Raw genomic sequence first — 23,903 nt, 5'->3', positions numbered from 1 at the left:
AAAACCCGAGAATTAAGTTTGCGCAGCAAACGCTGCTGTTTGTGCTTGTCACAGGAAGGTTCGTCTTTTTGTGCATCGCGAAGCGTTTACTGATTATGGAGTGAACAGTAATTGTTGTTGTGAACGGAAAGAACAGTAACACCAGGAAAAAGTAGACAGAAAGCATGTTTCGTGATATGATACAAAAAATGATTACGAAAATGTAACAGGAGCAATCATATGGATAAGAAGAAAGAAAAACAGAGCGTTCTCCAGCTTCTGTTCGGTTTTATGGACAGGGCAAATGGAGACCATGTGGGAGCTTATGCGGCACAGGCAGCATATTTCCTGATTATGTCTTTTATTCCGTTTATTCTGTTTCTCACGACTATAATTCGATATACACCTTTAACATACAATATGGTCAGCGAAACCATCCGGGCATTTGTGCCCCACAATATACAGAATTTTGTGCTTACCATTGTATCAGAAGTATATGGCAGAAGCACGGCGGTAGTTCCGATTTCTGCTATCATGGCATTGTGGTCTGCAGGAAAAGCCATGCAATCCCTTACGAACGGACTGAATAGCATTTATCACGTCCATGAGACCCGTAACTGGCTGATTACCAGAATGTATGCAGTTGTTTATACATTTCTGTTCAGCATTGCAATTATTGCAAGTCTTCTGCTTCTGGTTCTTGGAAATCAGATTCAGATTATGGCAGGAAAGTACGTTCCATTCCTTGGGAGAATTATCGGAAAGATCATTGGAGCCAGGACGGCGCTTGTATTTGCCGGACTGTTTCTGATCTTTCTGATTTTGTATAAAATGCTTCCAAACCGTAAAGCTACTTTTAAAAGTCAGGTGCCGGGAGCTCTTCTGATTGCAGCAGGGTGGTCCCTGTTTTCCTATTTCTTTTCTATTTATTTTGACATGTTTCCAGGCTTCAGCAATATGTATGGAAGCCTGACTGCGTTGATCATGGTGATGCTGTGGCTGTATATCTGTATGAATCTGCTGCTGTATGGAGCAGAGATCAACGCTTATTTTGAAAAACAGTTCAGAATGGCCCAGGCATCCATGAGGGAAATGCTCAGCCGCGAGCGCGATGAGGCGGAAAAAGAGCTTAATAAAGAGAAGAAAAAATATCTGGAAAAAGAGAATGAGAGAAAGAAAAAGACTGAGATGAAAGTTTCAGCTGAGAAAAAGAAGGAAGAGCAACAGACAAATTAACCTCTTGACAGATTCACTCTGATGTGGCATAGTTATAAAAGAGAAAAAGCCAGGAAGGTGTTTTTAGGAAATTATTTTCTTTCAGAGAGAGGAAGCCACCGGCTGTAAGCTTCCTTAAGTTCAGATAGTTTCTGAGTTTCGCACCGGAGCCGCGTTTCTGAAATTTCCAGTAGGAAGCGACGTGAAGCTGCGCGTTAAGCGGCGGGAGAGCCTGTATATACAGGAATCAGGGTGGTACCGCGGAATATGCTTCGTCCCTTTTGTTGGGGACGGAGCTTTTTTATTTTCACGAGCAAGAGTCAAAGTCCACGCTTGGGTGAGAACTTGGTGACTGCCGCGAAAATGTAGGAAATACGCAAAGCGGGTTTTTCGCATTGTAAAGTCCTTGGAGCGCGAGCGCTGAACAATCCGCTTTACGAAAGAAAAAATCTGCTATGTAGATATTTTCTTACCTTCCTTCCCCCCCCTCATCTGGCAGATTATAAAAATAAAGGAGAAATGAACCATGGATATGAAAGAAAGACTTCAGGAACTGGCTGAGAACGCCAGAGTACGGATTGAAGAATCCGAAGGCCTGGATAAATTAAATGATGTGCGTGTGGCATATCTTGGAAAAAAGGGAGAGCTTACCGCAATCTTAAAAGGAATGAAAGACGTTTCCCCGGAGGAGAGACCGAAGGTTGGCCAGCTTGTAAACGAGACCAGAGCTAAGATCGAAGGTCTTCTTGAAGAGTCCAGACAGAAACTGGAAGAAGCAGTCAGAGAAGAGAAGATGAAAGCAGAAGTAATCGATGTTACCCTACCTGCAAAGAAATCCAGAATCGGTCATCGTCATCCCAACAGCATTGCGTTGGAAGAGGTTGAGCGCATTTTTATTGGAATGGGCTATGAAGTTGTAGAAGGTCCGGAAGTTGAATATGCAGATTACAACTTTACCAAGCTGAATATTCCGGAGAATCATCCGGCAAGAGACGAGCAGGATACTTTCTTTATCAATGATTCCATACTTCTTCGTTCCCAGACATCTCCGGTTCAGGCACGTGCCATGGAAAAAGGAAAGCTGCCGATCCGTATGATCGCACCTGGAAGAGTATTCCGTTCGGATGAAGTAGATGCAACTCATTCTCCATCCTTCCATCAGATTGAAGGCCTTGTAATAGATAAGAATATTACGTTCGCAGACCTGAAAGGAACTCTTGAAGTATTTGCGAAAGAGCTTTTCGGACCAGAAACCAAAACAAAATTCAGACCACATCACTTCCCGTTTACAGAGCCAAGTGCAGAGGTTGATGTTTCCTGCTTCAAATGCGGCGGAAAAGGCTGCCGTTTCTGTAAAGGATCCGGCTGGATTGAAATCCTTGGCTGTGGAACAGTTCATCCCAATGTACTTCGCATGTGTGGAATTGATCCGGAGGAGTACACTGGTTTTGCATTCGGCGTAGGTCTTGAGCGTATTGCGCTTCTGAAATATGAGATTGATGATATGCGTCTGCTTTATGAGAACGACATCCGTTTCCTGAAGCAGTTCTGATTTCTGGGCATCGCGAAGCGTGTAACTGTGAAAGTACTGAGCAGTTACCTTTCATAATATAAATATTAGAGTGAGAAGAGGATTAAATAAATGAATACTTCATTATCTTGGATGAAAATGTATGTGCCGGATCTTGACGTAACCGCACAGGAATATACAGATGCAATGACATTGTCAGGTACAAAGGTAGAAGGCTTCACCAGGCTTGATGCTGACCTTGAAAAGATTGTAATCGGACAGATTGAGAAAATTGAGAAACATCCGGATGCAGATAAGCTGATCATCTGCCAGGTGAATATCGGATCTGAGGTGATCCAGATCGTTACGGGTGCTCCAAACGTAAAAGAGGGAGACAAGGTTCCGGTTGTTCTTGACGGAGGTCGTGTAGCAGGAGGACATGATGGAAAAATGACTCCTGGCGGAATCAGGATCAAAGCCGGAAAACTTCGCGGAGTACCGTCCAACGGCATGATGTGCTCCATCGAAGAACTGGGAAGCAACCGGGATATGTATCCGGAAGCCCCAGAATATGGAATTTATATATTCCCGGAAAACGCAGTTGTAGGTGAAAGCGCTATTAAGGCTCTTGGACTTGATGACGTTGTATTTGAATATGAGATCACATCCAACCGTGTTGACTGTTACGGTGTTCTTGGAATTGCAAGAGAAGCAGCAGCTACTTTTGGTAAGAAATTTTACCCTCCGGAAGTTAAAGAGACAGGAAATGATGAAAAAGCTTCTGATTACGTAAAGGTAACTGTAGAGAAACCGGAGCTTTGCCCACGTTATTGTGCAAGAGTTGTAAAAAATGTTAAGATCGGACCATCTCCGAAATGGATGCAGCGCTGTCTGGCTTCCAATGGAATCCGCCCGATCAACAATCTGGTAGATATCACCAACTATGTAATGGAAGAGTTTGGACAGCCAATGCATGCTTACGATCTCGATACGATTGCAAACCATGAAATTGTTGTACGCTGTGCGGGTAAAGATGAGAAATTTGTCACACTGGATGGTCAGGAACGTATTATGGACGAGAACGTCCTGATGATCTGCGATGGTGAGAAACCAGTTGGAATCGCAGGTATTATGGGCGGCGAGAACTCCATGATCACAGATGACGTACACACAGTTCTGTTTGAGGCAGCCTGCTTTGATGGAACAAACATCAGACTTTCTTCCAAGAGAATCGGACTTCGTACAGATGCTTCCGGCAAGTTTGAGAAAGGTCTTGACCCGAATAATGCAAAGGCTGCAATCGACAGAGCCTGCCAGCTGATGGAAGAGCTTGGTGCCGGTGAGGTTGTTGGCGGTATGGTCGATATCTGCAATAAGGTCAGCGAGCCATCCCGTGTAAAATTTGAGCCAGACCGTATCAACGGTCTTCTTGGAACAAAGCTTTCCAAAGAAGAGATGCTTGGCTATCTTGCAAAGATCGAACTCACCTATGATGAGGAGACAAATGAAATCGTAGCACCGACTTTCCGTCAGGATATCCACTGCATGGCAGATGTTGCAGAAGAAGTTGCACGTTTCTACGGATATGACAAGATTCCTACAACTTTGCCATCTGGTGAGGCTACTACGGGAAAAATGCCATTCAAGCTTCGCATTGAAAATATCGCAAGAGATATTGCAGAGTACTGCGGATTCTCAGAAGGCATGACTTACTCATTTGAGAGCCCGAAGGTATTTGACAAACTGAGAATTCCAGAAGATAATGTACTTCGTCAGGTGATCACCATCAGCAATCCTCTTGGCGAGGACTACAGCATTATGCGTACCAGTACACTGAATGGAATGCTTTCCTCCCTTGCAACTAACTATAACAGAAGAAATAAAGACGTTCGTCTTTATGAGCTTGGAAATATATATCTTCCGAAGGCGCTTCCACTTACCGAGCTTCCAGATGAAAGAACCATGTTTACACTTGGAATGTACGGAACCGGTGATTTCTTTGACATGAAGGGCGTTTGTGAGGAGTTCTTCGAAAAAATCGGTATGAAGAAAAAAATGGAGTATGATCCGGCAAGCGGAAAATCATTTCTTCATCCTGGAAGACAGGCCGATATGGTATATGAGGGAACCGTTGTAGGTTACCTTGGAGAGGTTCATCCGCTGGTTGCAGATAATTATGGAATTGGGGAGCGCGCATATATCGCAATGATCGATATCAAGAGCGTTCTCGAATTTGCAAATTTTGACCGCAAGTTTACCGGAATTGCAAAATATCCGGCAGTAACCCGTGACATCAGTATGCTGGTTCCGAAACAGGTGCTTGCAGGTCAGATCGAGGACATTCTTGCTCAGAGAGGCGGAAAGATCCTGGAGAGTTATCAGCTGTTTGATATCTACGAAGGAAGCCAGATCAAGGGTGGCTACAAGTCTATGGCTTATGCGCTTGTATTCCGTGATCACGACAAAACTCTGGAAGAAAGCGAAATTTCTGCAGCAATGAAGAAAATTTTAAATGGTCTGGAAGGACTTGGAATCGAGTTGAGAAGCTGATGCTTTTATATATTGTAAGACATGGTCTGACGCCCTGGAACCACCTTCATAAGGCTCAGGGTTCAGCAGATATTCCTCTTGCTCAGGAGGGAATTGATCTTGCCAGAAGAACAGGTGAGGCTCTGATGGATGTAAAGTTTGATATCTGTTTTACAAGTCCCCTTACCCGTGCGAGACAGACTGCCCGGTTGGTTCTGGGCGGTCGTGATATTCCTGTGATACCGGATAAAAGGATTCAGGAAATTAATTTCGGGGCTCTGGAAGGGCACATTATGAGAAATGGAAATACTATGGAATCCAACTGCGAAGAATTTGATCTGTTTTTTAAGGATCCTCTGAAATTTCCACGTCCGGAAAACGGAGAGAATATACAGGATGTCCTGGAGCGTACCAGAGAATTCTGGCTTGAAAAAACCTCAGATCCGTCTCTGGCAGACAAGACGATTTTGGTGTCTTCTCATGGATGTGCAGTGCGGGCTCTTCTCCAGAACCTGTACAAGGATCCTGAGCATTTCTGGCATGGATGTGTGCCTCCTAACTGCAGCATTAACCTGGTAGAAGTGAAGGATGGCAAGGCCCGATTTCTGGAGGAAGATAAGGTTTACGCCTGAAAATATGAAATATGATATAATACCCCTGGCTGTGTGAAAAAGGTGTGAAACGATTACTGTTCACTGGTAACGTTTTTCAGTAACATTTTTCATTAGGCAAGGGGTATGTTTTTTCTTGTTATTATTAGAAAATTGTGATATTATGATAAAAAATGTACCATTATTAATGGAAAATTCACAAAATGCACCAATTTATTACGATGAAAGCCTTGGGCGTTCAGATTGCGGGAATGATTTTTCAAACAGCTCTGCAGATGCTATAAGCGCAGAGTAGTTGGCATTCATATATGGTGATGCCGTCGACAGACAGCATATCTATTTTGTGAAAATACAAATGGGGAGGCAGACAATGAAGAAAAAAATCACACATTCTGTATTGTTTGTTGCGGTTCTTGCAGGAACCACTGCTTTGACGTTATTTGCCGGCAGGGGGAACTTATCATCTACGATCTACAATTTCGTATTTCTGGCGGTGATCGCAGTCCTGTATCTGATCGCAATGTTTGGTGGAATGTTCCGTATGAATAATCTGAGTACGGCATTTCACAGAGCAGTAGAGGAGCTGAACAGTATGTTCAAGACTCCAGGGAAGACAGATCCCAGGAATCTTACATATTTAGGCGAGCTCTTCGATGATAAATATCTGGATCAGAAGATGGATAGCTTTACAGACAGCATTAACAATAGTAAAGAAGGTCTTGGAGATATTGAAGAATTCATTAATGAAGATGAGCTGGATATCCATGTTCATAAGAAGCTTCTGGAAATGGTTCCGGATATCTTCACCAGTCTTGGTATTTTAGGTACTTTCCTTGGTCTTGTCTGGGGCCTTCGGGATTTCCAGCCTACTGATTACAGCGCCATGACTTCTTCTGTAGAAGCGCTGGTGGAAGGTATTAAAGTGGCATTCCTTACCTCTATTTATGGTATCTCTTTTTCCATTATTTATACCTTTGGGATGAAGGGAGAGTATTCATCCATGACAGAGGAACTTCAGGGATTCCTTGAAAAGTTTCATTCTTATGTAATGCCTACTGCGGAAAATGAGTCCAGAAATCTGCTGCTTGCAAGCCAGAAGCTGCAGACAAGCGCCATGAAACAGATGGCAGAGCAGTTTTCCGTTCAGATGGCAGACAGCTTTGAGAAGGTTATCACACCTACCTTCCAGAAGATGAATGATTCTCTGGATATGCTGGTTTCTTCTGTAACCAGATGCCAGGAGGATGCTATTCGTGAAATATCGGACGAATTTTTAAAGCAGATGAACAATTCTTTCCATATGCAGTTCCGTGATTTCAATGTGGCACTGGATCAGTTGAAAAAGGCACAGAAAGAGAATACAGCTTATACTTCTGCCATGTACCAGACTATGAGCCAGAAGCTTTCTGAGACCTATGACAAGCAGGATAAAGCCATTACAGATATGGTAAGGGAGATGGGAGGCATGCAGACCCGCTACATGTCTACTGCCAATCGTATCCTTTCTGAGAATCAGGAGATCCAGAAGATGCAGCAGCAGGATTATCAGCATATTGTGGATTATCTGAAGGATGCCGAGAAATCTGCAGCTAAGTTCTGGGTTGCCTGCAACCAGGCAATGCAGAAATATGTTGAAACAGCAGCTTCTTCTATTGAGAGAGTAGGGGCTACAGGTCAGGCAAGTGCAGATCTGATCCAGGCGAACAGCAAGATGGCAGAGCAGTTTACGGCCCAGATGGAGGATTTCGCCCAGTATCAGAGACTTTCCTATAAAACAATGGAACAGGTCCGCAAGCTCCTCAGTGAGGTGACTGCAGCGAATACCAGAGATGTGTCTCTGATCGCAAGCGGAAGGAATGATTCTGTAGAGAAGCTGGGCAATCTGATTGCTCAGCAGAATGAGGGACAGCAGGCTCTTCTTGAGGAAATCAACAAGAACATGAAAGAGCTTTCCAAGGCTGCACAGAAAGGAAAATTTGGCTTATTCAGATAAGAGGAGATAGACATGCGCAAAAAAAGAAAATCAGGGGATGGAGGCTTTAATGTATGGCGCTCTTATTCCGATGTTATGGCCGGCGTTCTGCTTCTTTTCATACTGATCATGTCATTGACGCTTTTCCAGGCTCAGAAGAGTTACGACGAGAGTATTCAGGAGAGAGATGAGAAGCTGGCTCTGCAGGCAGAGTATACGGCTGATCTTCTTGCCAAGCAGAATACCATTGAAGAACAGGAAGGAACTATTAAGACCAAAGATGAGAAGCTGACTGCACTGGCACAGACACTGGCAGAGCAGGAAGCCAAGTTAAAAGAGCAGCAGGCTCTTCTGAATCAGCAGCAGACGGATCTGGATGAGAAGACCACGCAGCTTAGTGAGCAGCAGACAAAGATCGATAATATTATTGGTGTCAAGGCTGAAGTTGTGGAAGCACTTCAAAAAGAATTCCAGAAAAATAATATCAATGTAAATCTGGATTCCCAGACTGGTGCATTGACACTGGATGCCAGTGTATTGTTTGACGTTGATGAGTCGGAGCTTACAGACGCTGGTAAGGAAGCACTTCGAAACGTACTTCCAATTTACTGCAAGGTGCTGATGGAAGATACCTATAAAAATTATCTTGCTGAGATCATTATAGACGGTTATACAGATACAGATGGTGATTATGCGTATAATCTGGAGCTTTCCCAGCAGCGTTCACTTGCAGTGGCGCAGTATCTTCTTGATATTCAGGGGGAGTTTCTGACTGAGGACCAGAGCCTGGATCTGCAGGATTACCTGACTGTAAACGGACATTCCATGGCGAATCCGATTCTGGATGCAGATGGAAATGTAGATAAAGAGGCTTCCCGTCGTGTTGAGGTCAAATTCAGACTGAAGGATGACGAGATGATCGAAGAACTGAGTAAGATCATGGCGGGAAGTGAAGAGAGTGCAGCAGATACTGCCACAGAGGCAGGCACAGATGCAGCAGCTAATTAGTTACATATAATTTTCAAAAGCAAAAGAGTATTTCAAATTCTTAGATCAGAGAAAATGAAATACTCTTTTTGCGTTTGAATTTGAAACTCTTTTAGCTGTTTGCGTGGGAAAATAAAAACAGCTGAAAAATATGAACAGTAACACATGAATTGCTGGAGGTAGAGACTTCTATAGAAAATTAGTTGCAATTTATCTGTTTCAAGTATAAAATGAGAAACAGAGTGAGTTTATATCATGTTTACAAAAGAAAAAGTACTGCTGTAGCATTCGCAGCAGTCACAGATAAAAGGAGAGAGTGAAATGTCAACAAAAATCGGACGTAATGATCCATGCTGGTGCGGCAGTGGAAAGAAATATAAAAAATGCCATGAGGCTTTTGATGCGAAAGTAGAAATCCTGCGTCAGAAAGGATATCCGGTTCTGGATCATAAACTGATCAAGACTCCAGAGCAGATTGAGAAGATTAAAGAGAGCTGTCGAATCAATGTTGCAGTACTTGATTATGTGGCAGAGCATATTAAAGCTGGTGTATCAACAGAAGAAATCAATCATTGGGTACATGAGGAAACTGTGCGTCATGGAGGAATCCCGGCACCGTTGAATTATGAAGGGTTTCCAAAAAGCGTGTGTACTTCTGTGAATGAGGTGGTATGCCATGGAATTCCATCTGAGGATGAGATCCTGAAGGACGGTGATATAGTAAATGTAGACGTTTCTACAATTTACAATGGCTATTTTTCTGACTCATCCCGTATGTTCTGTATTGGAAATGTAAGTCCTGAGAAAGAAAAACTGGTCCGCGTAACCAAAGAATGTGTGGAAATCGGTATTTCCAAGGTAAAACCATGGGAACCTATTGGAAATATGGGTCACGCTGTTCATATGCATGCACTTGAAAATGGCTACACAATTGTAAAAGAAATCGGCGGACATGGCGTTGGCCTGGAATTCCATGAGGATCCCTGGGTAAGCTATACTTCCGAAGAGAACAGCGGCGTGATCATGGAGCCGGGAATGATGTTTACCATTGAGCCTATGGTAAATATGGGAAGCGATGAAGTATATACAGATGAGGAAGATGACTGGACAGTACGCACTGAGGACGGTATGCCTTCTGCCCAGTGGGAAGTAACCGTACTGGTAACAGAGGATGGCTGCGAGGTTATCTGTTGGTAATGGTTTTGGAAGGTTGTCTTTGAAAAAAATTTGTGACTTGTTTTATGGGCTTTTTATAAAAATAATGGTTGCAAACAGAAAATAATTATAGTATAATCACTTATGTTGTGAAAAAAGATGGTCCGCTGTTACCGTGATGGGTATTAAGAACATCCAGAGAATAAGGAGAGAATAAAATGAACGAAATTATTAAAAACATCGAAGCAGAACAGCTGAAAAAAGACGTACCGCAGTTTAACGTAGGTGATACCGTAAGAGTACACGCACTGATTAAAGAGGGTAACCGTGAGCGTATCCAGATCTTTGAGGGAACTGTATTAAAGAAACAGGGCGGAAGCACCAGAGCTACTTTCACAGTAAGAAAAGCTTCCAACGGCGTTGGCGTTGAGAAAACATGGCCGCTTCATTCCCCACACGTAAAAGAAGTAGAAGTTATCCGTCGTGGTAAAGTTCGCCGTGCGAAACTGAACTACTTAAGAGACCGTGTAGGTAAAGCTGCTAAGGTTAAAGAGCTTGTTAAATAATTTCAATCGAAAATTGCTGGTTGCTGTTCACTGGTGATGTTCCGCGAAGTGCTTTCGTGAACGAAGTGAATACGAACAGTGACTTTTGCTGCGCAGATGGCCGTGCTGACTGTCTGGGCAGCATTTTTTTGATTATTTTTTCTTTTTCTTTTTCGGGATATGTGATAAGATAATAAAGTATCTGGCCTGAGATGAAAAAAGTGTTTTGGAACCAGACGCAGGACATGCAATTATGACACGAATGGAGTAGATATGAGCGACAGAAGAAATAAAAGAGAAAAAGAGCAGTTGTTCAACATGCCGGAAATTGCAAAACTGGAGAAAAAATCTTTTTCTGGTGCCATAGAGAAATTAGAAGACAGTAAACTGAAAAAAGTTTTGATCTGGGTATTCGCGATCACAGTTACACTGATCTTTGCAGTGCTGACTTCTATGATGCTGTTTCAGTCTGTGACGATGCAGGAGAGCTCCATGGAGCCTACTCTGGCAGTTGGAAGCCGGTATTTTGTAAACAAGCTTGCTTATAAAGCATCCTCGCCGAAACGTGGCGATATTATTGTATTCCGCACAAATGCAAGTGATGATGCGGCTCTTCATATCCGCCGTGTGATTGGACTTCCAGGTGAGACCGTTCAGATTGTGAATGGAAGAATTCTGATCAATGGAGAGACATATAAAGAAGGCAAAGATTTTCCCACGATCAACAATCCGGGAATGGCAGCCAATGCCATTACACTGGAAGCGGGAGAGTACTTTGTCCTGGGCGATAACCGTAATAACAGCGAAGACAGCCGTTATGGCGATATCGGACGAGTGAATAAGAAATATATAACTGGTAAGCTCTGGTTCCAGATATCCCCGAAGAAAGACATAGGGCCGTTGAATAATTAAACTGTGAGACTTTTATAAAAAATAAGTGATTGTTCAGCACGTTCGCGGTTACACGCTTTGTGGAACGGTATCTGCTGAACAGCTGTAAGAATGAGGTAAATATGAACGTACAATGGTATCCTGGTCATATGACCAAAGCGAAAAGACAGATGCAGGAGGACATTAAGCTGATCGACCTGATCATTGAGCTTGTGGACTCCAGAGTTCCCCTTGCAAGCCGGAATCCGGATATTGACGAGCTTGGGAAAAATAAAGCAAGGCTGATTCTTTTGAATAAATCAGACCTTGGAGATGAACGCCAGAATGAAGCATGGAAAGCTTATTTTCAGGGGAAGGGGTTCTATGTGGTAAAAGTAGATTCCCGTAGCGGCTCTGGTATGAAAGCAATTCAGGCGGCTATTCAGGAAGCCTGCAAGGAGAAAACGGAGAGGGACAGAAGAAGAGGAATCAAAAACCGCCCGATCCGTGCTATGGTAGTAGGAATTCCTAACGTTGGTAAGTCTACTTTTATCAATACTTTTGCTGGAAGAGCATGCGCCAAGACGGGAAACAAGCCAGGTGTAACCAAGGGCAAACAGTGGATCCGCCTGAATAAGAATGTGGAGCTTCTGGATACTCCTGGGATTCTCTGGCCCAAGTTTGAAGATGAGGCAGTGGGAATGCGCCTTGCCTATATTGGTTCTATCAAGGACGATATACTGAATATGGAGGAGCTTTCCCTTACGCTTATTGATTTCCTTCGGGAAAAATATTCTGGTGCATTGGAGAAACGCTATCAGATCCAGGAGGAAGGCATAGCTGTGCAGATATTAGAAGCAATCGCGCGTTCCAGAGGATGTCTGAAGAAGGGGGAGGAGCTGGACTATGCCAAGGCCTCTCTGATTCTGTTCGATGACTTCCGCTCTGGAAAGATTGGAAAAATTACTTTGGAGTGGGTGCCGGAAGAAGGTAAATAATATGCAGAAAATCGGAGAAATAAAGTGTGAAATCCAGGCTGCTGAACCGGGAGAATATGCCACTCTTTTTGAAAAATACAAAGAGGATACAAGAAGTGGAGTCAGGAAGCTTCTGGAGCAGCTTCATAAGAAAGAAGAGGCTTACCAGAAGGAACTTCTGCGCACAGAAAAGATGAAGGAATTTGAGCGCAAATACGAAGATTTGGGCTATGTGTGCGGAATTGATGAAGTTGGAAGAGGCCCGCTGGCAGGTCCTGTTGTAGCGGGGGCTGTTATTTTGCCAAGAGACTGCAAAATCCTGTATCTGAATGATTCCAAACAGTTGAGCGCTAAAAAAAGGGATGAATTGTATGATGTGATCATGGAGAATGCGGTAGCTGTTGGAATCGGAATGGCAAGTCCCCGGAGAATTGATGAGATCAATATTCTTCAGGCTACCTATGAGGCAATGCGTGAGGCTGTCAGCAAGCTGGAGCCGGTGCCGCAGATTCTTCTCAATGACGCAGTAACCATTCCCGACGTGACCATACCTCAGGTGCCGATCATAAAAGGGGATGCCAAGAGTATTTCCATTGCAGCTGCCAGCATTGTAGCTAAGGTCACAAGAGATCGGATGATGGTAGAGTACGATAAAGTGATGCCGGAATATGGCTTTGCCTCAAATAAGGGGTATGGAGCTGCAGCACATATTGAAGCCTTGAAAAAATATGGTCCAAGTCCGATTCACAGGGCAACTTTTATAAAGAATTTTATAGGATAATGTGAAATTTTGAAAAGGCTGATGGTCCGGATATGAATATGTTTTGCGGTTATGAATACAAAAGATACCTACACAGAAGGATATATGGGAGTTTTTATGCAGAAAAACAAGCGAAAAGTAGGTGCTTTTTATGAAGAAATCGCTGCAGATTATCTGGTTTCCCAGGGCGTGATGATTCTGGAGCGAAATTACAGGAACTGGCTGGGGGAAATCGACCTGATCGGAATGACTGCTGATGGATGGTTGATTTTTGTGGAGGTTAAGTACAGAAGTTCGGAACGCTTAGGAAGTCCGCTGGCAGCAGTGAACGGCAGAAAGCAGCTGGTGATTTCCAAGGTGGCAGTGGAATATTTGAAGAATCATTACAGAAGCATGGATGTGAGATGCAGGTTTGATGTGGTGGGAATCAACGGCGATAAGATTTGTTGGATAAAAAATGCCTTTGATTTCTGTCAGTGAGCCAGAGCCTGTTTGAAAAAATATTCCTGCAATCTGTATGCCCCACTTTGCGGTATACTATGCCAGAATTCTGTTGACGTAGCTCGCTGCGGCGCCCTTATCCGGACAAAATCTCCCACAAATTGTGACGCACATCTTGCAGAAAGCCTTTTTCAAACACGCTCTAGAGAATGAATTCTTAACAGGTTCGAGAAGAACTGTGAGATCAGAAGAAGAGGAGAATCAGATGAAGATTAAATGGCATAACGAAAATAAACTTCATATGCAAGTAAAAGAAAATAATGGAGTCACCTATCTTACTTATCCCTCTTTTGAACAGTTCCCGGATATTGTGCATTGTTTCAGTACAAGACTTGGCGGTGTAAGCCAGGGAATTTTTTCATCTATGAATCTTAGCTTTACAAGAGGTGATGAAGAAAACGCGGTAAAAGACAATTATCGCAGACTTAGTGCAGCGGTAGGCTTTTCTTTGGAAGATATTGTCACATCTGATCAGACACACACTACAAACGTGCAGCTGGTGGGGGCAGAAGACAGGGGGAAAGGTGTAACGCGTCCAAGAACATATAAAGATGTGGATGGAATGATCACCAATGTTCCAGGTGTTGTTTTATGCACCTTTTATGCAGATTGTGTGCCGCTGTATTTCGTAGATCCGGTTCACAAAGCCATAGGCTTGTCTCATTCCGGATGGCGTGGGACAGTTGGGAAAATCGGTAAGGTGACTATAGAGAAAATGGCAGAGCAGTTTGGCTCAGATCCGGAGGAGATTTTTACGGCAATTGGTCCCTCCATCTGTCAGGACTGCTATGAAGTAAGCGAAGATGTGATTCTGGAATTTCAGAAAGCTTTTGAAGAGAAATACTGGGAAAAGCTTTTTTATAAAAAGAAGAATGGTAAGTACCAGCTGGATCTTTGGGAAGCAAACCACATTATTTTTCTGAAGGCAGGAATAAAAGAAGAGCATATTTCCATGCCTGGAATTTGCACCTGCTGTAATCCGGAATTCCTCTTTTCCCACAGGGCATCCCATGGAAGGAGAGGAAATCTGGCGGCTTTTCTGGGCATTCGTCGGGAAAAATAATGTTACAGACAAGTGCAGATGCGTTTTACTGCCCATGTAAATAAGTAAATATAAAGAAGCCCTGTACCACAAACGAGATAATGTGGAACAGGGCTTTGTTTGTTTATTGTCTATTACTGATTTACACGCTTCATCAGATCCATGATCTTCTCATTACTGGAACGAACCTTCTCAACAGAAACATCGTGGTTGATGATATCCATAATACTTGCAAGATATTTGCTCATATTTGCTTCCACATAGTAAGGTCTGGTAAGAAGCTCCGGAATACGGTAGTTCAGGTTGGTTGTGATAACCTTGTCAATCCAGCCTTTCTCATAGTAAGCGTCAAATTTATCCATACCTTCTGTAAACAGACCGTAAGTAGTGCAGATGAATACACGGTTGGCGTGACGTTCTTTGATCTGTTTGGCAACGTCAAGCATACTTTCTCCAGAAGAAATCATGTCGTCGATGATAACAACGTCTTTGCCTTCTACAGAGTCGCCAAGGAACTCATGAGCTACGATGGGGTTCTTGCCATTTACCACTGTGGAATAATCACGTCTCTTATAGAACATGCCCATATCAACGCCCAGAATATTGGAAAAATAGACGGCTCTGGACATAGCACCCTCATCCGGACTGATGATCATAAGATGATCATTGTCAACCTGGAAATTGTCAACGTTCTTTATCAGAGCTTTCAGGAACTGATAGGTTGGGAAAAAGTTGTCAAAACCATTTAACGGAATGGAGTTCTGCACACGCGGGTCATGAGCATCAAAAGTGATGATATTGGCTACGCCCATATCACTTAATTCACGAAGTGCCAGTGCGCAGTCAAGAGATTCTCTCTTCTTACGTCTGTGCTGACGGCCTTCATAAAGGAATGGCATGATTACATTGATACGATGTGCCTTACCTGTAGCTGCGGAAATAATTCTCTTCAGGTCCTGAAAATGGTTATCCGGAGACATGTGATTCTCGTGACCGCAGACAGTGTATGTGGAACTGTAGTTGGTAACGTCTACCATAATGTAAAGATCAGTTCCTCGGACAGATTCCTTAATGATTCCCTTACCTTCACCGGTACCGAAACGCGGACATTCGCACTCCACGATAAAAGAGTCTTCGCTGTATCCCTGTGGGATATTGTCAAGGCCCTTCTTTTCTACAAGTTCCTTACGGAATTTTACCAGGTTTCTGTCTACCTCCTCTGCAAGTTCGCGGCAGCCCTCCAGCGCAGCGATACGAATAGGTGCGACAGGCATAGATTTCTCAAGCAATTCTATGTTCGGCATGATATTCCTCCTAAGTAGTATGCTAATTATCGATTCGATTATCTGCAAAAAATGGGGACACGTGTCCTTTACCTTTGCAGACCTCTTCTTTATATTTATAACATTTGCCCTAAATGTCGTCAAGGAATTTATTGATTTTTACTTGAAAAATTACCCGGACGTGAGCAGGAAATGAAATTTTTTGTTGTGTTTTTCGGGAAAACTTGTTATATTAAAAATAATGGCTTTATTATGCTGAGCCAGAGATGGACGATCTGTGACGTTGTATTCGGGTCTCTGAATCTTAAAATGTATTTGAAAAATGATTTTTCAAACAGATTCTGGAACAGAGCTGACGCGACAGATCACATTTGACTTATAATGGAGATAAATGTGAAGAAACAAAATAAACACGTGATTGCAATTGTGCAGGATGGAAGTATTGCACAAGAACTGGAGCTTGTGCCGGGAGATATACTGCTCACTGTAAACGGTCAGCCTGTGGAAGATATATTTGACTACCGTTATCTGATAAATGAAGAATTCGTTGTTCTGGAAGTGGAAAAGGCAAACGGAGAGATCTGGGAGCTGGAGGTGGAGAAGGAATATGAAGAAGACCTTGGGATTACCTTTGAGAAGGATCTGATGGATGATTATCGTTCCTGTTCCAATCACTGCATTTTCTGTTTTATTGACCAGATGCCGCCTGGAATGAGAGATACTCTTTATTTTAAAGATGATGATTCCAGATTGTCCTTCATACAGGGAAATTATGTGACCCTGACCAATATGAGTGATCATGATATAGACCGGATCATCCGGTACCATCTGGAGCCCATTAATATTTCCATCCAGACCATGAATCCGGAACTGAGATGTAAAATGCTTCATAACCGCTTCGCCGGGGATGCATTGAAAAAGCTTCAGAAACTGTATGATGCAGGAATCACTATGAATGGGCAGATTGTTTTGTGCAAAGGAGTTAATGACGGTAAGGAACTGGATGACAGTATTCGCAAGATGTCTGCCTATGCACCAGTACTTCAGAGCGTTTCAGTAGTTCCGGTTGGTCTGACTAAGTTTCGTGAGGGGTTGTATCCGATGGAACAGTTTCAGAAGGAAGATGCATTAGAAGTTCTGGAGATTATTCATTCCTGGCAGAAGAAAATGATGGACCAGTATGGCATTCATTTTATCCATGCTTCAGATGAATGGTACATTCTGGCAGGGAAGGATCTGCCCATGGAAGAGTCCTATGATGGCTATCTTCAGCTGGAAAACGGTGTGGGAATGCTTCGGCTCCTTGGCGAAGAAGTGAAAGAAGCTGTTGCAGGCAGGGCAGGAGATGACCGAAGGATAAAGGCTGTCAGTGCTACAGGAGCTTTGGCGGCACCATTTATTAAGAAATATATGGAGATGATCCATGAGAAATTTCCAAATGTAGAAGTGGATGTGATCTCCATAAGAAACGAATTTTTCGGAGAAACGATTACGGTGTCTGGTTTGATCACGGGACAGGATCTGATCAGACAATTAAGCGGCAGAGACCTTGGAGAGAAGCTTTTGCTTCCCTGCAACATGCTGAAAAATGAAGAAGATATTTTTCTGGATGATATCTCTGTGGAAGAGCTTTCCAGGAAACTGAATGTAGAAATTGTAATTGTGGATGAAGGTGGTTCAGACCTTGTGTCTGCAGTCCTTGATCCGATTGAACATAAGAAACAGAAAAGGAGACAAATGTATGAGCAAACCGGTAGTAGCAATTGTGGGCAGGCCTAATGTAGGAAAATCCACATTGTTTAATGTACTGGCAGGGGATAAGATTTCCATTGTTAAAGATACGCCAGGTGTAACCAGAGACAGAATTTATGCAGATGTATCATGGCTGGATAATGATTTTACTATTATTGACACAGGTGGTATTGAACCGGATAGCGGCGATGTGATTCTTTCTCAGATGAGGGAGCAGGCTCAGATCGCTATTGATACTGCGGATGTCATTATCTTTATTACAGATGTACATCAGGGACTTGTGGATTCTGATGCGAAAGTTGCAGATATGCTTCGCCGCAGCGGCAAACCAGTGGTACTTGCAGTGAATAAGGTGGACAGCATTCAGAAATATATGATGGATGTTTATGAATTTTATAATCTGGGAATCGGCGAGCCATTTGCCATTTCTGCAGCTAACCGTCAGGGACTTGGAGATATGCTTGATGAGGTCGTAAAACATTTCCCGGAGGATACGGGAGAGGATGAGGATTCTGATATTCCGAAGATTGCTATTGTAGGTAAACCTAATGTTGGTAAGTCCTCTCTGATCAATAAGCTGCTGGGGGAAGACCGTGTAATCGTTTCAGATATTGCTGGAACCACTCGTGATGCAGTTGATACGAAGGTTACCTGGAACGAAAAAGATTATATTTTTATCGATACAGCCGGACTCCGCCGTAAAGCAAAAGTAAAAGAAGAAATTGAGCGCTTCAGTGTGATCCGTACTGTAACAGCTGTAGAACGTGCAGATGTTGTAGTTGTAATGATCGATGCATCAGAAGGCGTTACAGAGCAGGATGCAAAAATTGCCGGAATTGCCCATGAGAAAGGCAAGGGCGTGATCATTGCAGTGAATAAATGGGATGCTATTGAGAAAAATGACAAGACCATTTACAAACATACTAACCGTATTCGGGAGGTCCTTTCCTTTATGCCTTATGCAGAAATCGTGTTTATTTCTGCCCGAACAGGACTTCGGATTTCCAGAATGTTTGAGACACTGGATGCGGTAATTGAGAATCAGACTATGCGTATCCAGACTGGTGTGCTTAATGAGATCCTTGCAGAAGCAGTTGCCATGCAGCAGCCGCCGTCTGACAGGGGCCGCCGTCTGAAAATTTTCTACATGACACAGGTTGCGGTAAAACCGCCTACATTCGTAATCTTTGTCAATGACAAAGAACTTATGCATTTTTCCTACACCAGATATCTGGAAAATAAAATCCGGGATGCCTTTGACTTTGGCGGTACACCGCTGAAATTTATTGTAAGAGAGCGCGGAGAGAAGGAATAAAGATGGAACGTATTATTTGTCTGGCTATTGGATATTTGTTTGGAATGTTTCAGACGTCATACATTATCGGAAAAATCCATCACATGGATATCCGTCAATATGGAAGCGGCAATGCAGGAACTACCAATGCCCTTCGTACTCTTGGAAAAAAAGCGGGGGCAATGACTCTTATTGGCGATATGCTTAAATGTGTGATTGCCATTCTGATCGTGGATGCAGTATTTAAGAATCGGTATCAGGAAATTCTTCCATTGCTTGGCATGTACACGGCAGCAGGCTGCGTGCTTGGACATAATTTTCCGTTTTATCTTGGATTCAGGGGCGGCAAGGGAATTGCAGCTTCTGCGGGAATGCTGCTGGCAATGGACTGGAGAGTATTTCTGATCTGCGCGGTGATCTTTATTGGGCTGGTAGCTATTACCCGCTATGTGTCATTGGGGTCAATGGCAGCATATGTAGGTGCGCTGATTTGTTTCATTGGGTTTGGCGCTGCGGGAAGTTATGGCATGGATTTCCCTCATACATTTGAGATGGATGTGATCATGGGACTTATGACAGCACTTGCAATTTACAGACACAGGGCGAATATTTACCGCCTTTTAAATGGAACTGAGAATAAGCTTGGTGCAGCGAAAACTGCAGCCAAATAAGATGAGGTGATAAAATGGCAAAAATCAGCGTAATGGGAACCGGAAGCTGGGGAACAGCACTTGCAATACTGCTTCACAACAATGGTCATCAGGTTATGTTGTGGTCTGCACATCCGGAAAAGGCAGCCAGTCTGAATCAGACCCGGGAGGATCCGAAAAAGCTTCCCGGAATTAAAATTCCAGATGGAATTGTGATAACCGGTGATGAAAAGACAGCTTTGGATTCACCAGATATAGTTGTATTTGCCTCACCATCTGCTTATATGCGTGCTATCAGCAAACGACTTTCCCCATTGATTCGACGGGGCCAGATTATTGTAAATGTGGCGAAAGGTGTAGAAGAAAATACGCTTATGCCTGTGTGTGATATTATTAAAGAAGAGATTCCTCAGGCAGATGTTTGTGTGCTTTCAGGACCAAGCCATGCGGAAGAAGTAAGCCGCGGACTCCCTACTACGTGTGTAGTCAGTGCCCGCAAAAAAGAGACCGCTGAATATCTCCAGGGCCTTTTTATGAGCCCTGTTTTCCGGGTGTATACTACACCGGATATGCTGGGGGTAGAGCTTGGCGGTGCCCTTAAGAATGTAATCGCCCTGGCAGCAGGGACTGCTGATGGTTTAGGGTATGGAGATAATACAAAGGCTGCTTTGATCACAAGAGGAATAGCTGAGATGGCGCGGCTTGGTGTCAAGATGGGCGCTAAATTGGAGACTTTTGCCGGCCTTTCCGGAATTGGTGATCTGATTGTTACCTGTGCCAGTGTGCACAGCCGAAACAGACGCGCTGGCTATCTGATGGGACAGGGTTACACCATGAAGCAGGCTATGGACGAAGTGCAAATGGTTGTGGAGGGCGTTTATTCCGCAAAGGCAGCCAAAGCGCTGGCTGAGAAATATAATGTGGAAATGCCGATCATTATGGAAGTAAATAAGCTTCTGTTTGAAAACAAGCCTGCATCTGAAGCTGTGAAAGACCTGATGCAGAGAGAGAAACAGGGAGAAATTTCCTGGGAACTGTGAATGCTATATTCAGCAAATAAGCTGTTGCAAAATATAAAATACAGAAAATATAACTGAAAGAATAGAATCGCAAAAAACTGCCAGAGCAGTGAGCAAAAAAACGAAAGAGTATGCTCAATGTCCTGGCAGTTAATAATTTACAAAGGGTGAAAAGATTAAAAAATAACATCCTTCAGATCATCCGGCACATGGGATGTATGGAGATCTTCATTTAAAGTATCCATGATCGCCATATCTTCATCCTCAATGTTGAAATCAAAAATATTGGCGTTGGAAGCAATGCGGTCTGGATTGACGGATTTCGGAATTACAGAAATACCCTTCTGGATTGCCCAGCGAAGACCGACCTGAGCAGGAGTATGTGCATACTTGGTTCCGAGAACACACATTACATCATTGTCAAGGTAAGCACCTCTGGCAAGCGGTGCATAAGCCTGAACCTGAATTCCTTCCGACTGGCAATATTCAATCAGTTCTTTCGGATAGCAAAGCGGATGACATTCGATCTGGTTGACAGCAGGTACAATACCGGAAATTTTCTTAAGCTCTTCCAGATGATGAATCTGGAAATTGCTGACGCCGATGGAAAGTACACGGCCGGTTTCAAGAAGTTTGGCCATCTCCAGCCAGGTTCCGGTATAGCAGCCAGGCACCGGCCAGTGAATCAGATAAAGATCCAGATAATCCAGCTTCAACCGCTCCATGCTTCTGTAAAAAGCACCATCTACATCTCCAAGTCGTTGCGCATTGTTCCAGATCTTGCTGGTGATAAAAAGTTCTTTGCGTGGGACACCACATTTGGCAATTGCCTTGCCTACACTTTCTTCGTTTTTGTAAGCGGAAGCAGTGTCAATAAGACGGTAGCCCGCGTTCACTGCAGCTGTAATGGCTGTCTCTGCTTCGTTATCTGCTGTTTTATATACACCAAGCCCTAAAAGGGGCATTTCTCTGTCGGTATTCAGGAATACGGTTTCTCTCAAAGCTAATTCCTCCTCATTAAACAATAAATGCTGCTGCTCATGAAGTAATCAGCAACCAATAAATTTCATTCATTATAGCATATAATTACAAAACATTCACCTGTTTTTTGCTTAAATACGCATTCGTTAATCTTTAGACAAACTTTAGAAATAACTGGTAAAATTGTACAGAAATTAAAACATATATTTGTGTGGTAAAGCGTTGAAATTTGGTAAAATTTTATAATTATCTCCTTGCGTAATAATGAGAAAGGTTGTATAATAAAAGAAAAATTTGATAAATTTATGTCATAACTCTGCGATTTTTTAGGTAGAAGAAAGAAAATGTGTTATGCATGAAGGTATGAGGTATGCGGAATCTCATTATATTAAAAGGGAATAGAATATCTTTATATCCATTCTTACATGTTTTCTCACGTTGCCGGCGTGAGTTTTTTTCGTGCCTGGAAGAGAAACAATGTTATGATTTGTCTGCCGCATTCAAGGCGGAAAGGAGTAGTTACTATGCATTTAATCAAAGATGAAAACGGCAATCTGATCCAGCATGGTCATGAGCATACCCACCAGCATACCCATGCAGACGGAGTGAGCCATACACATGCGCATACCCATGACGGAACAGAAGGTCATGACCATACACATAATGAGGGACAGAACTGCAGTACAGACTGCGGCGGCTGCCAGGGAGGGGACTGCAGGAATGAGACAGTAGCTCTTCTTACCTATATGCTTCAGCACAATGAGCACCATGCAGCAGAACTTGACCAGATGGCGGATAATCTTGCCAAGATGGGAATGGATGCCGCTGCGAAGACCATTAAGGAAAGCGTATCCGATTTCCAGAAAGGCAACATGCGCCTTGGCCTTGCCCTGACTCTTGTGAAAGAGGAAATGAAATAAGGAGGCATTATTATGTGTTTGGCAACTGTATATAAAGAAAATGACGATTCTGTAATCTTCAAGAACGTCAGCCGTATTAATGTAGATGGAAACAAACTTGTTCTCCGCGATATTATGGGTGATGAAAGAGTGGTAGAGGGAACCATCCTTATGGTAGACCTTGCGAACAGTATCGTTAAAGTAAAATGTGACTGACATGGATTTTCTGATTACTGTTCAGTGGAAATGTTTCATAAGGTGCATTTGCAAACAAAGTGTACAGTAACGTTTTCTGCTGATACAGAAGAACAAAAGCGGATTGCTTCAGTAATCCGTGATGCTTATCAGATCTTGAGGCATTATGCCTTTAGAATAAAAATTACTTAATACGTGGAGGTATGTAATTATGAAATTGTCAGAAGCAATGAGAGAAAGAATGCTTCTGTCTTTCGAGCTATTTCCGCCGAAGACAGAAAAGGGGATGGATAACCTTCCTGGGACGATCGATCATCTGATGAAATACAAACCTGCGTACATTTCCTGTACATACGGTGCAGGCGGCGGAAACGTTGGTGCTAACAGAGAAGTATGCCAGATGATCAGGAAGGCCGGAACAACACCGGTTACCCATTTTACAGTAATCAAGAACACGAAAGAGGGAATCAAAGAGCAGCTGGATCAGTACCTTGCAGAGGGAGTAGATCATATGCTTGCACTTCGTGGAGATATTCCGCTTGGTGAGACAACAACCTGCGGTGATTTCAACTACGCAACAGATCTTGTTAAATTTGTCCGTGACGAATTTGGTGACAAATTTGAAATCGCAGTTGCAGGATCTCCGGAGGGCCACATTGCATGCCGCAGTCTTGATGCTGATATCGCAGTTCTGAGACAGAAACAGGACAATGGTGCCGATTATATCATGACTCAGCTTTGCTGGGATATGGAGCAGTTTAAATACTGGCTGGATTCAATTCGTGAGGCTGGTGTTACAATGCCTGTAGACGTAGGAGTTATGCCAATCCTTGACATGTCCGCTACAATTAATATGGCACTTTCCCGTAATGGTTGTGTGATGGATCGTGAGCTTTGCAGACTCATCTCCAGAAACTGGCTGTTCCCGAACCCATTTGCAGCAAAAGATGCTGATGGCAAGCCGTTTGATATGTTCTATGATGATAAGATCAAGAGATTCAAAGAAGAGGGAATCGAGTACACGATCAGACAGATCGACGAGTACCGTGCTCTCGGCGTAGATGGCATCCATCTGTATGCTTTGAATAAATGGAAAGATGTATCCGAGATCATTGACAGATCCGGACTTTGTACATTAATCTAATCGATTTTGACTTAAATTTTTCAGGAGGCAATT

At 43.2% G+C, this 23,903-nt stretch carries 24 protein-coding genes and 1 other annotated feature; of the genes, 22 read left to right on the top strand and 2 right to left on the bottom strand.

Annotated elements, in window-relative coordinates:
- The first annotated feature begins 219 nt into the window (after positions 1-219).
- The 15 genes from AB5170_RS03480 to pgeF all read left to right on the top strand — a co-directional run bounded on the left by AB5170_RS03480 (position 220) and on the right by pgeF (position 14,674).
- Positions 220-1,215 carry a YihY/virulence factor BrkB family protein gene (locus tag AB5170_RS03480; RefSeq protein ID WP_173719473.1) on the top strand — a complete coding sequence of 332 codons (996 nt, stop codon included), beginning with the start codon at positions 220-222 and terminating at the stop codon, positions 1,213-1,215.
- A 42-nt stretch (positions 1,216-1,257) separates the two neighbouring features.
- Positions 1,258-1,477 (top strand) — a binding site (T-box leader).
- A 249-nt stretch (positions 1,478-1,726) separates the two neighbouring features.
- Positions 1,727-2,746 carry a phenylalanine--tRNA ligase subunit alpha gene (pheS, locus tag AB5170_RS03475; protein WP_173719482.1) on the top strand — a complete coding sequence of 340 codons (1,020 nt, stop codon included), beginning with the start codon at positions 1,727-1,729 and terminating at the stop codon, positions 2,744-2,746.
- 90 nt (positions 2,747-2,836) lie between these two features.
- Positions 2,837-5,254, top strand: a complete 2,418-nt coding sequence (gene pheT / locus AB5170_RS03470) for a phenylalanine--tRNA ligase subunit beta (protein ID WP_368361611.1) — start codon at positions 2,837-2,839, stop codon at positions 5,252-5,254.
- Complete coding sequence (locus AB5170_RS03465) at positions 5,254-5,865, top strand: histidine phosphatase family protein (RefSeq protein WP_173770862.1); 612 nt, start codon at positions 5,254-5,256, stop codon at positions 5,863-5,865. Before pheT ends, AB5170_RS03465 begins: the two co-directional genes overlap by 1 nt.
- Before the next feature lie 115 nt (positions 5,866-5,980).
- A complete protein-coding gene (locus tag AB5170_RS03460) occupies positions 5,981-6,139 on the top strand; it encodes a hypothetical protein (protein ID WP_173715519.1) in 159 nt (52 codons plus the stop codon).
- Positions 6,140-6,214: 75 nt separating this feature from the next.
- Positions 6,215-7,837: a MotA/TolQ/ExbB proton channel family protein gene (locus AB5170_RS03455; RefSeq protein WP_173715520.1), complete on the top strand. Its 1,623-nt coding sequence runs from the start codon at positions 6,215-6,217 to the stop codon at positions 7,835-7,837.
- Between the two features lie 12 nt (positions 7,838-7,849).
- The gene (locus AB5170_RS03450; protein ID WP_368361610.1) at positions 7,850-8,824 is read left to right on the top strand and encodes an OmpA family protein; all 975 of its coding nucleotides are present in this window, start codon (positions 7,850-7,852) and stop codon (positions 8,822-8,824) included.
- Between the two features lie 300 nt (positions 8,825-9,124).
- A complete protein-coding gene (locus AB5170_RS03445) occupies positions 9,125-10,000 on the top strand; it encodes a methionyl aminopeptidase (RefSeq protein WP_173769094.1) in 876 nt (291 codons plus the stop codon).
- A gap of 176 nt (positions 10,001-10,176) precedes the next feature.
- A complete protein-coding gene (gene rplS / locus AB5170_RS03440; protein ID WP_118578454.1) occupies positions 10,177-10,524 on the top strand; it encodes a 50S ribosomal protein L19 in 348 nt (115 codons plus the stop codon).
- A 252-nt stretch (positions 10,525-10,776) separates the two neighbouring features.
- Positions 10,777-11,415 carry a signal peptidase I gene (gene lepB / locus AB5170_RS03435; RefSeq protein ID WP_368361609.1) on the top strand — a complete coding sequence of 213 codons (639 nt, stop codon included), beginning with the start codon at positions 10,777-10,779 and terminating at the stop codon, positions 11,413-11,415.
- Positions 11,416-11,516: 101 nt separating this feature from the next.
- Positions 11,517-12,371 carry a ribosome biogenesis GTPase YlqF gene (gene ylqF / locus AB5170_RS03430; protein WP_368361608.1) on the top strand — a complete coding sequence of 285 codons (855 nt, stop codon included), beginning with the start codon at positions 11,517-11,519 and terminating at the stop codon, positions 12,369-12,371.
- Position 12,372: 1 nt separating this feature from the next.
- A complete protein-coding gene (locus AB5170_RS03425; protein WP_173715523.1) occupies positions 12,373-13,131 on the top strand; it encodes a ribonuclease HII in 759 nt (252 codons plus the stop codon).
- A gap of 96 nt (positions 13,132-13,227) precedes the next feature.
- Positions 13,228-13,590 (top strand): YraN family protein, encoded by a 363-nt coding sequence (locus tag AB5170_RS03420; protein ID WP_368361607.1) that lies wholly within the window; start codon positions 13,228-13,230, stop codon positions 13,588-13,590.
- A 12-nt stretch (positions 13,591-13,602) separates the two neighbouring features.
- Positions 13,603-13,764: a DUF6783 domain-containing protein gene (locus AB5170_RS03415; RefSeq protein WP_306467810.1), complete on the top strand. Its 162-nt coding sequence runs from the start codon at positions 13,603-13,605 to the stop codon at positions 13,762-13,764.
- A 52-nt stretch (positions 13,765-13,816) separates the two neighbouring features.
- Positions 13,817-14,674: a peptidoglycan editing factor PgeF gene (gene pgeF / locus AB5170_RS03410; protein WP_195477498.1), complete on the top strand. Its 858-nt coding sequence runs from the start codon at positions 13,817-13,819 to the stop codon at positions 14,672-14,674.
- 113 nt (positions 14,675-14,787) lie between these two features.
- Here the strand turns inward: pgeF and AB5170_RS03405 are convergent, their stop codons facing one another.
- On the bottom strand, positions 14,788-15,957 hold the full coding sequence (locus AB5170_RS03405) for a ribose-phosphate pyrophosphokinase (protein WP_173719481.1): 1,170 nt from the start codon (positions 15,955-15,957) through the stop codon (positions 14,788-14,790).
- Positions 15,958-16,329: 372 nt separating this feature from the next.
- Between AB5170_RS03405 and AB5170_RS03400 the strand changes: the two genes are divergently transcribed.
- From AB5170_RS03400 to AB5170_RS03385, 4 genes are read left to right on the top strand one after another with little or no spacing between them, the layout of a single operon-like run.
- Entirely contained in the window at positions 16,330-17,715 is a 1,386-nt protein-coding gene (locus AB5170_RS03400) for a DUF512 domain-containing protein (RefSeq protein ID WP_368361606.1), read from the top strand.
- Positions 17,678-19,003, top strand: coding sequence for a ribosome biogenesis GTPase Der (der, locus tag AB5170_RS03395; RefSeq protein ID WP_118578448.1), 1,326 nt, complete (start codon positions 17,678-17,680; stop codon positions 19,001-19,003). The genes AB5170_RS03400 and der overlap by 38 nt, the downstream gene beginning before the upstream one ends.
- 2 nt (positions 19,004-19,005) lie before the next feature.
- Complete coding sequence (gene plsY / locus AB5170_RS03390) at positions 19,006-19,653, top strand: glycerol-3-phosphate 1-O-acyltransferase PlsY (RefSeq protein WP_118578447.1); 648 nt, start codon at positions 19,006-19,008, stop codon at positions 19,651-19,653.
- 14 nt (positions 19,654-19,667) lie between these two features.
- Positions 19,668-20,672, top strand: a complete 1,005-nt coding sequence (locus tag AB5170_RS03385; RefSeq protein ID WP_148462604.1) for an NAD(P)H-dependent glycerol-3-phosphate dehydrogenase — start codon at positions 19,668-19,670, stop codon at positions 20,670-20,672.
- Positions 20,673-20,827: 155 nt separating this feature from the next.
- Here the strand turns inward: AB5170_RS03385 and AB5170_RS03380 are convergent, their stop codons facing one another.
- Entirely contained in the window at positions 20,828-21,652 is an 825-nt protein-coding gene (locus AB5170_RS03380; RefSeq protein ID WP_118578446.1) for an aldo/keto reductase, read from the bottom strand.
- Between the two features lie 504 nt (positions 21,653-22,156).
- Between AB5170_RS03380 and AB5170_RS03375 the strand changes: the two genes are divergently transcribed.
- The 3 genes from AB5170_RS03375 to AB5170_RS03365 all read left to right on the top strand — a co-directional run bounded on the left by AB5170_RS03375 (position 22,157) and on the right by AB5170_RS03365 (position 23,870).
- Entirely contained in the window at positions 22,157-22,552 is a 396-nt protein-coding gene (locus AB5170_RS03375) for a cobalt transporter (protein WP_148462603.1), read from the top strand.
- Positions 22,553-22,564: 12 nt separating this feature from the next.
- A complete protein-coding gene (locus tag AB5170_RS03370; RefSeq protein ID WP_118578444.1) occupies positions 22,565-22,747 on the top strand; it encodes a CooT family nickel-binding protein in 183 nt (60 codons plus the stop codon).
- A 190-nt stretch (positions 22,748-22,937) separates the two neighbouring features.
- Positions 22,938-23,870 carry a methylenetetrahydrofolate reductase gene (locus tag AB5170_RS03365; RefSeq protein ID WP_173718658.1) on the top strand — a complete coding sequence of 311 codons (933 nt, stop codon included), beginning with the start codon at positions 22,938-22,940 and terminating at the stop codon, positions 23,868-23,870.
- Positions 23,871-23,903 lie beyond the last annotated feature (33 nt).

It is taken from the genome of Ruminococcus sp. RTP21484sp1_RTP21281st1_A8_RTP21281_210402, from assembly GCF_040914025.1.
Lineage (GTDB): Bacteria > Bacillota > Clostridia > Lachnospirales > Lachnospiraceae > Blautia_A > Blautia_A faecis.
This window is presented reverse-complemented; position numbering and strand designations above follow the sequence as displayed.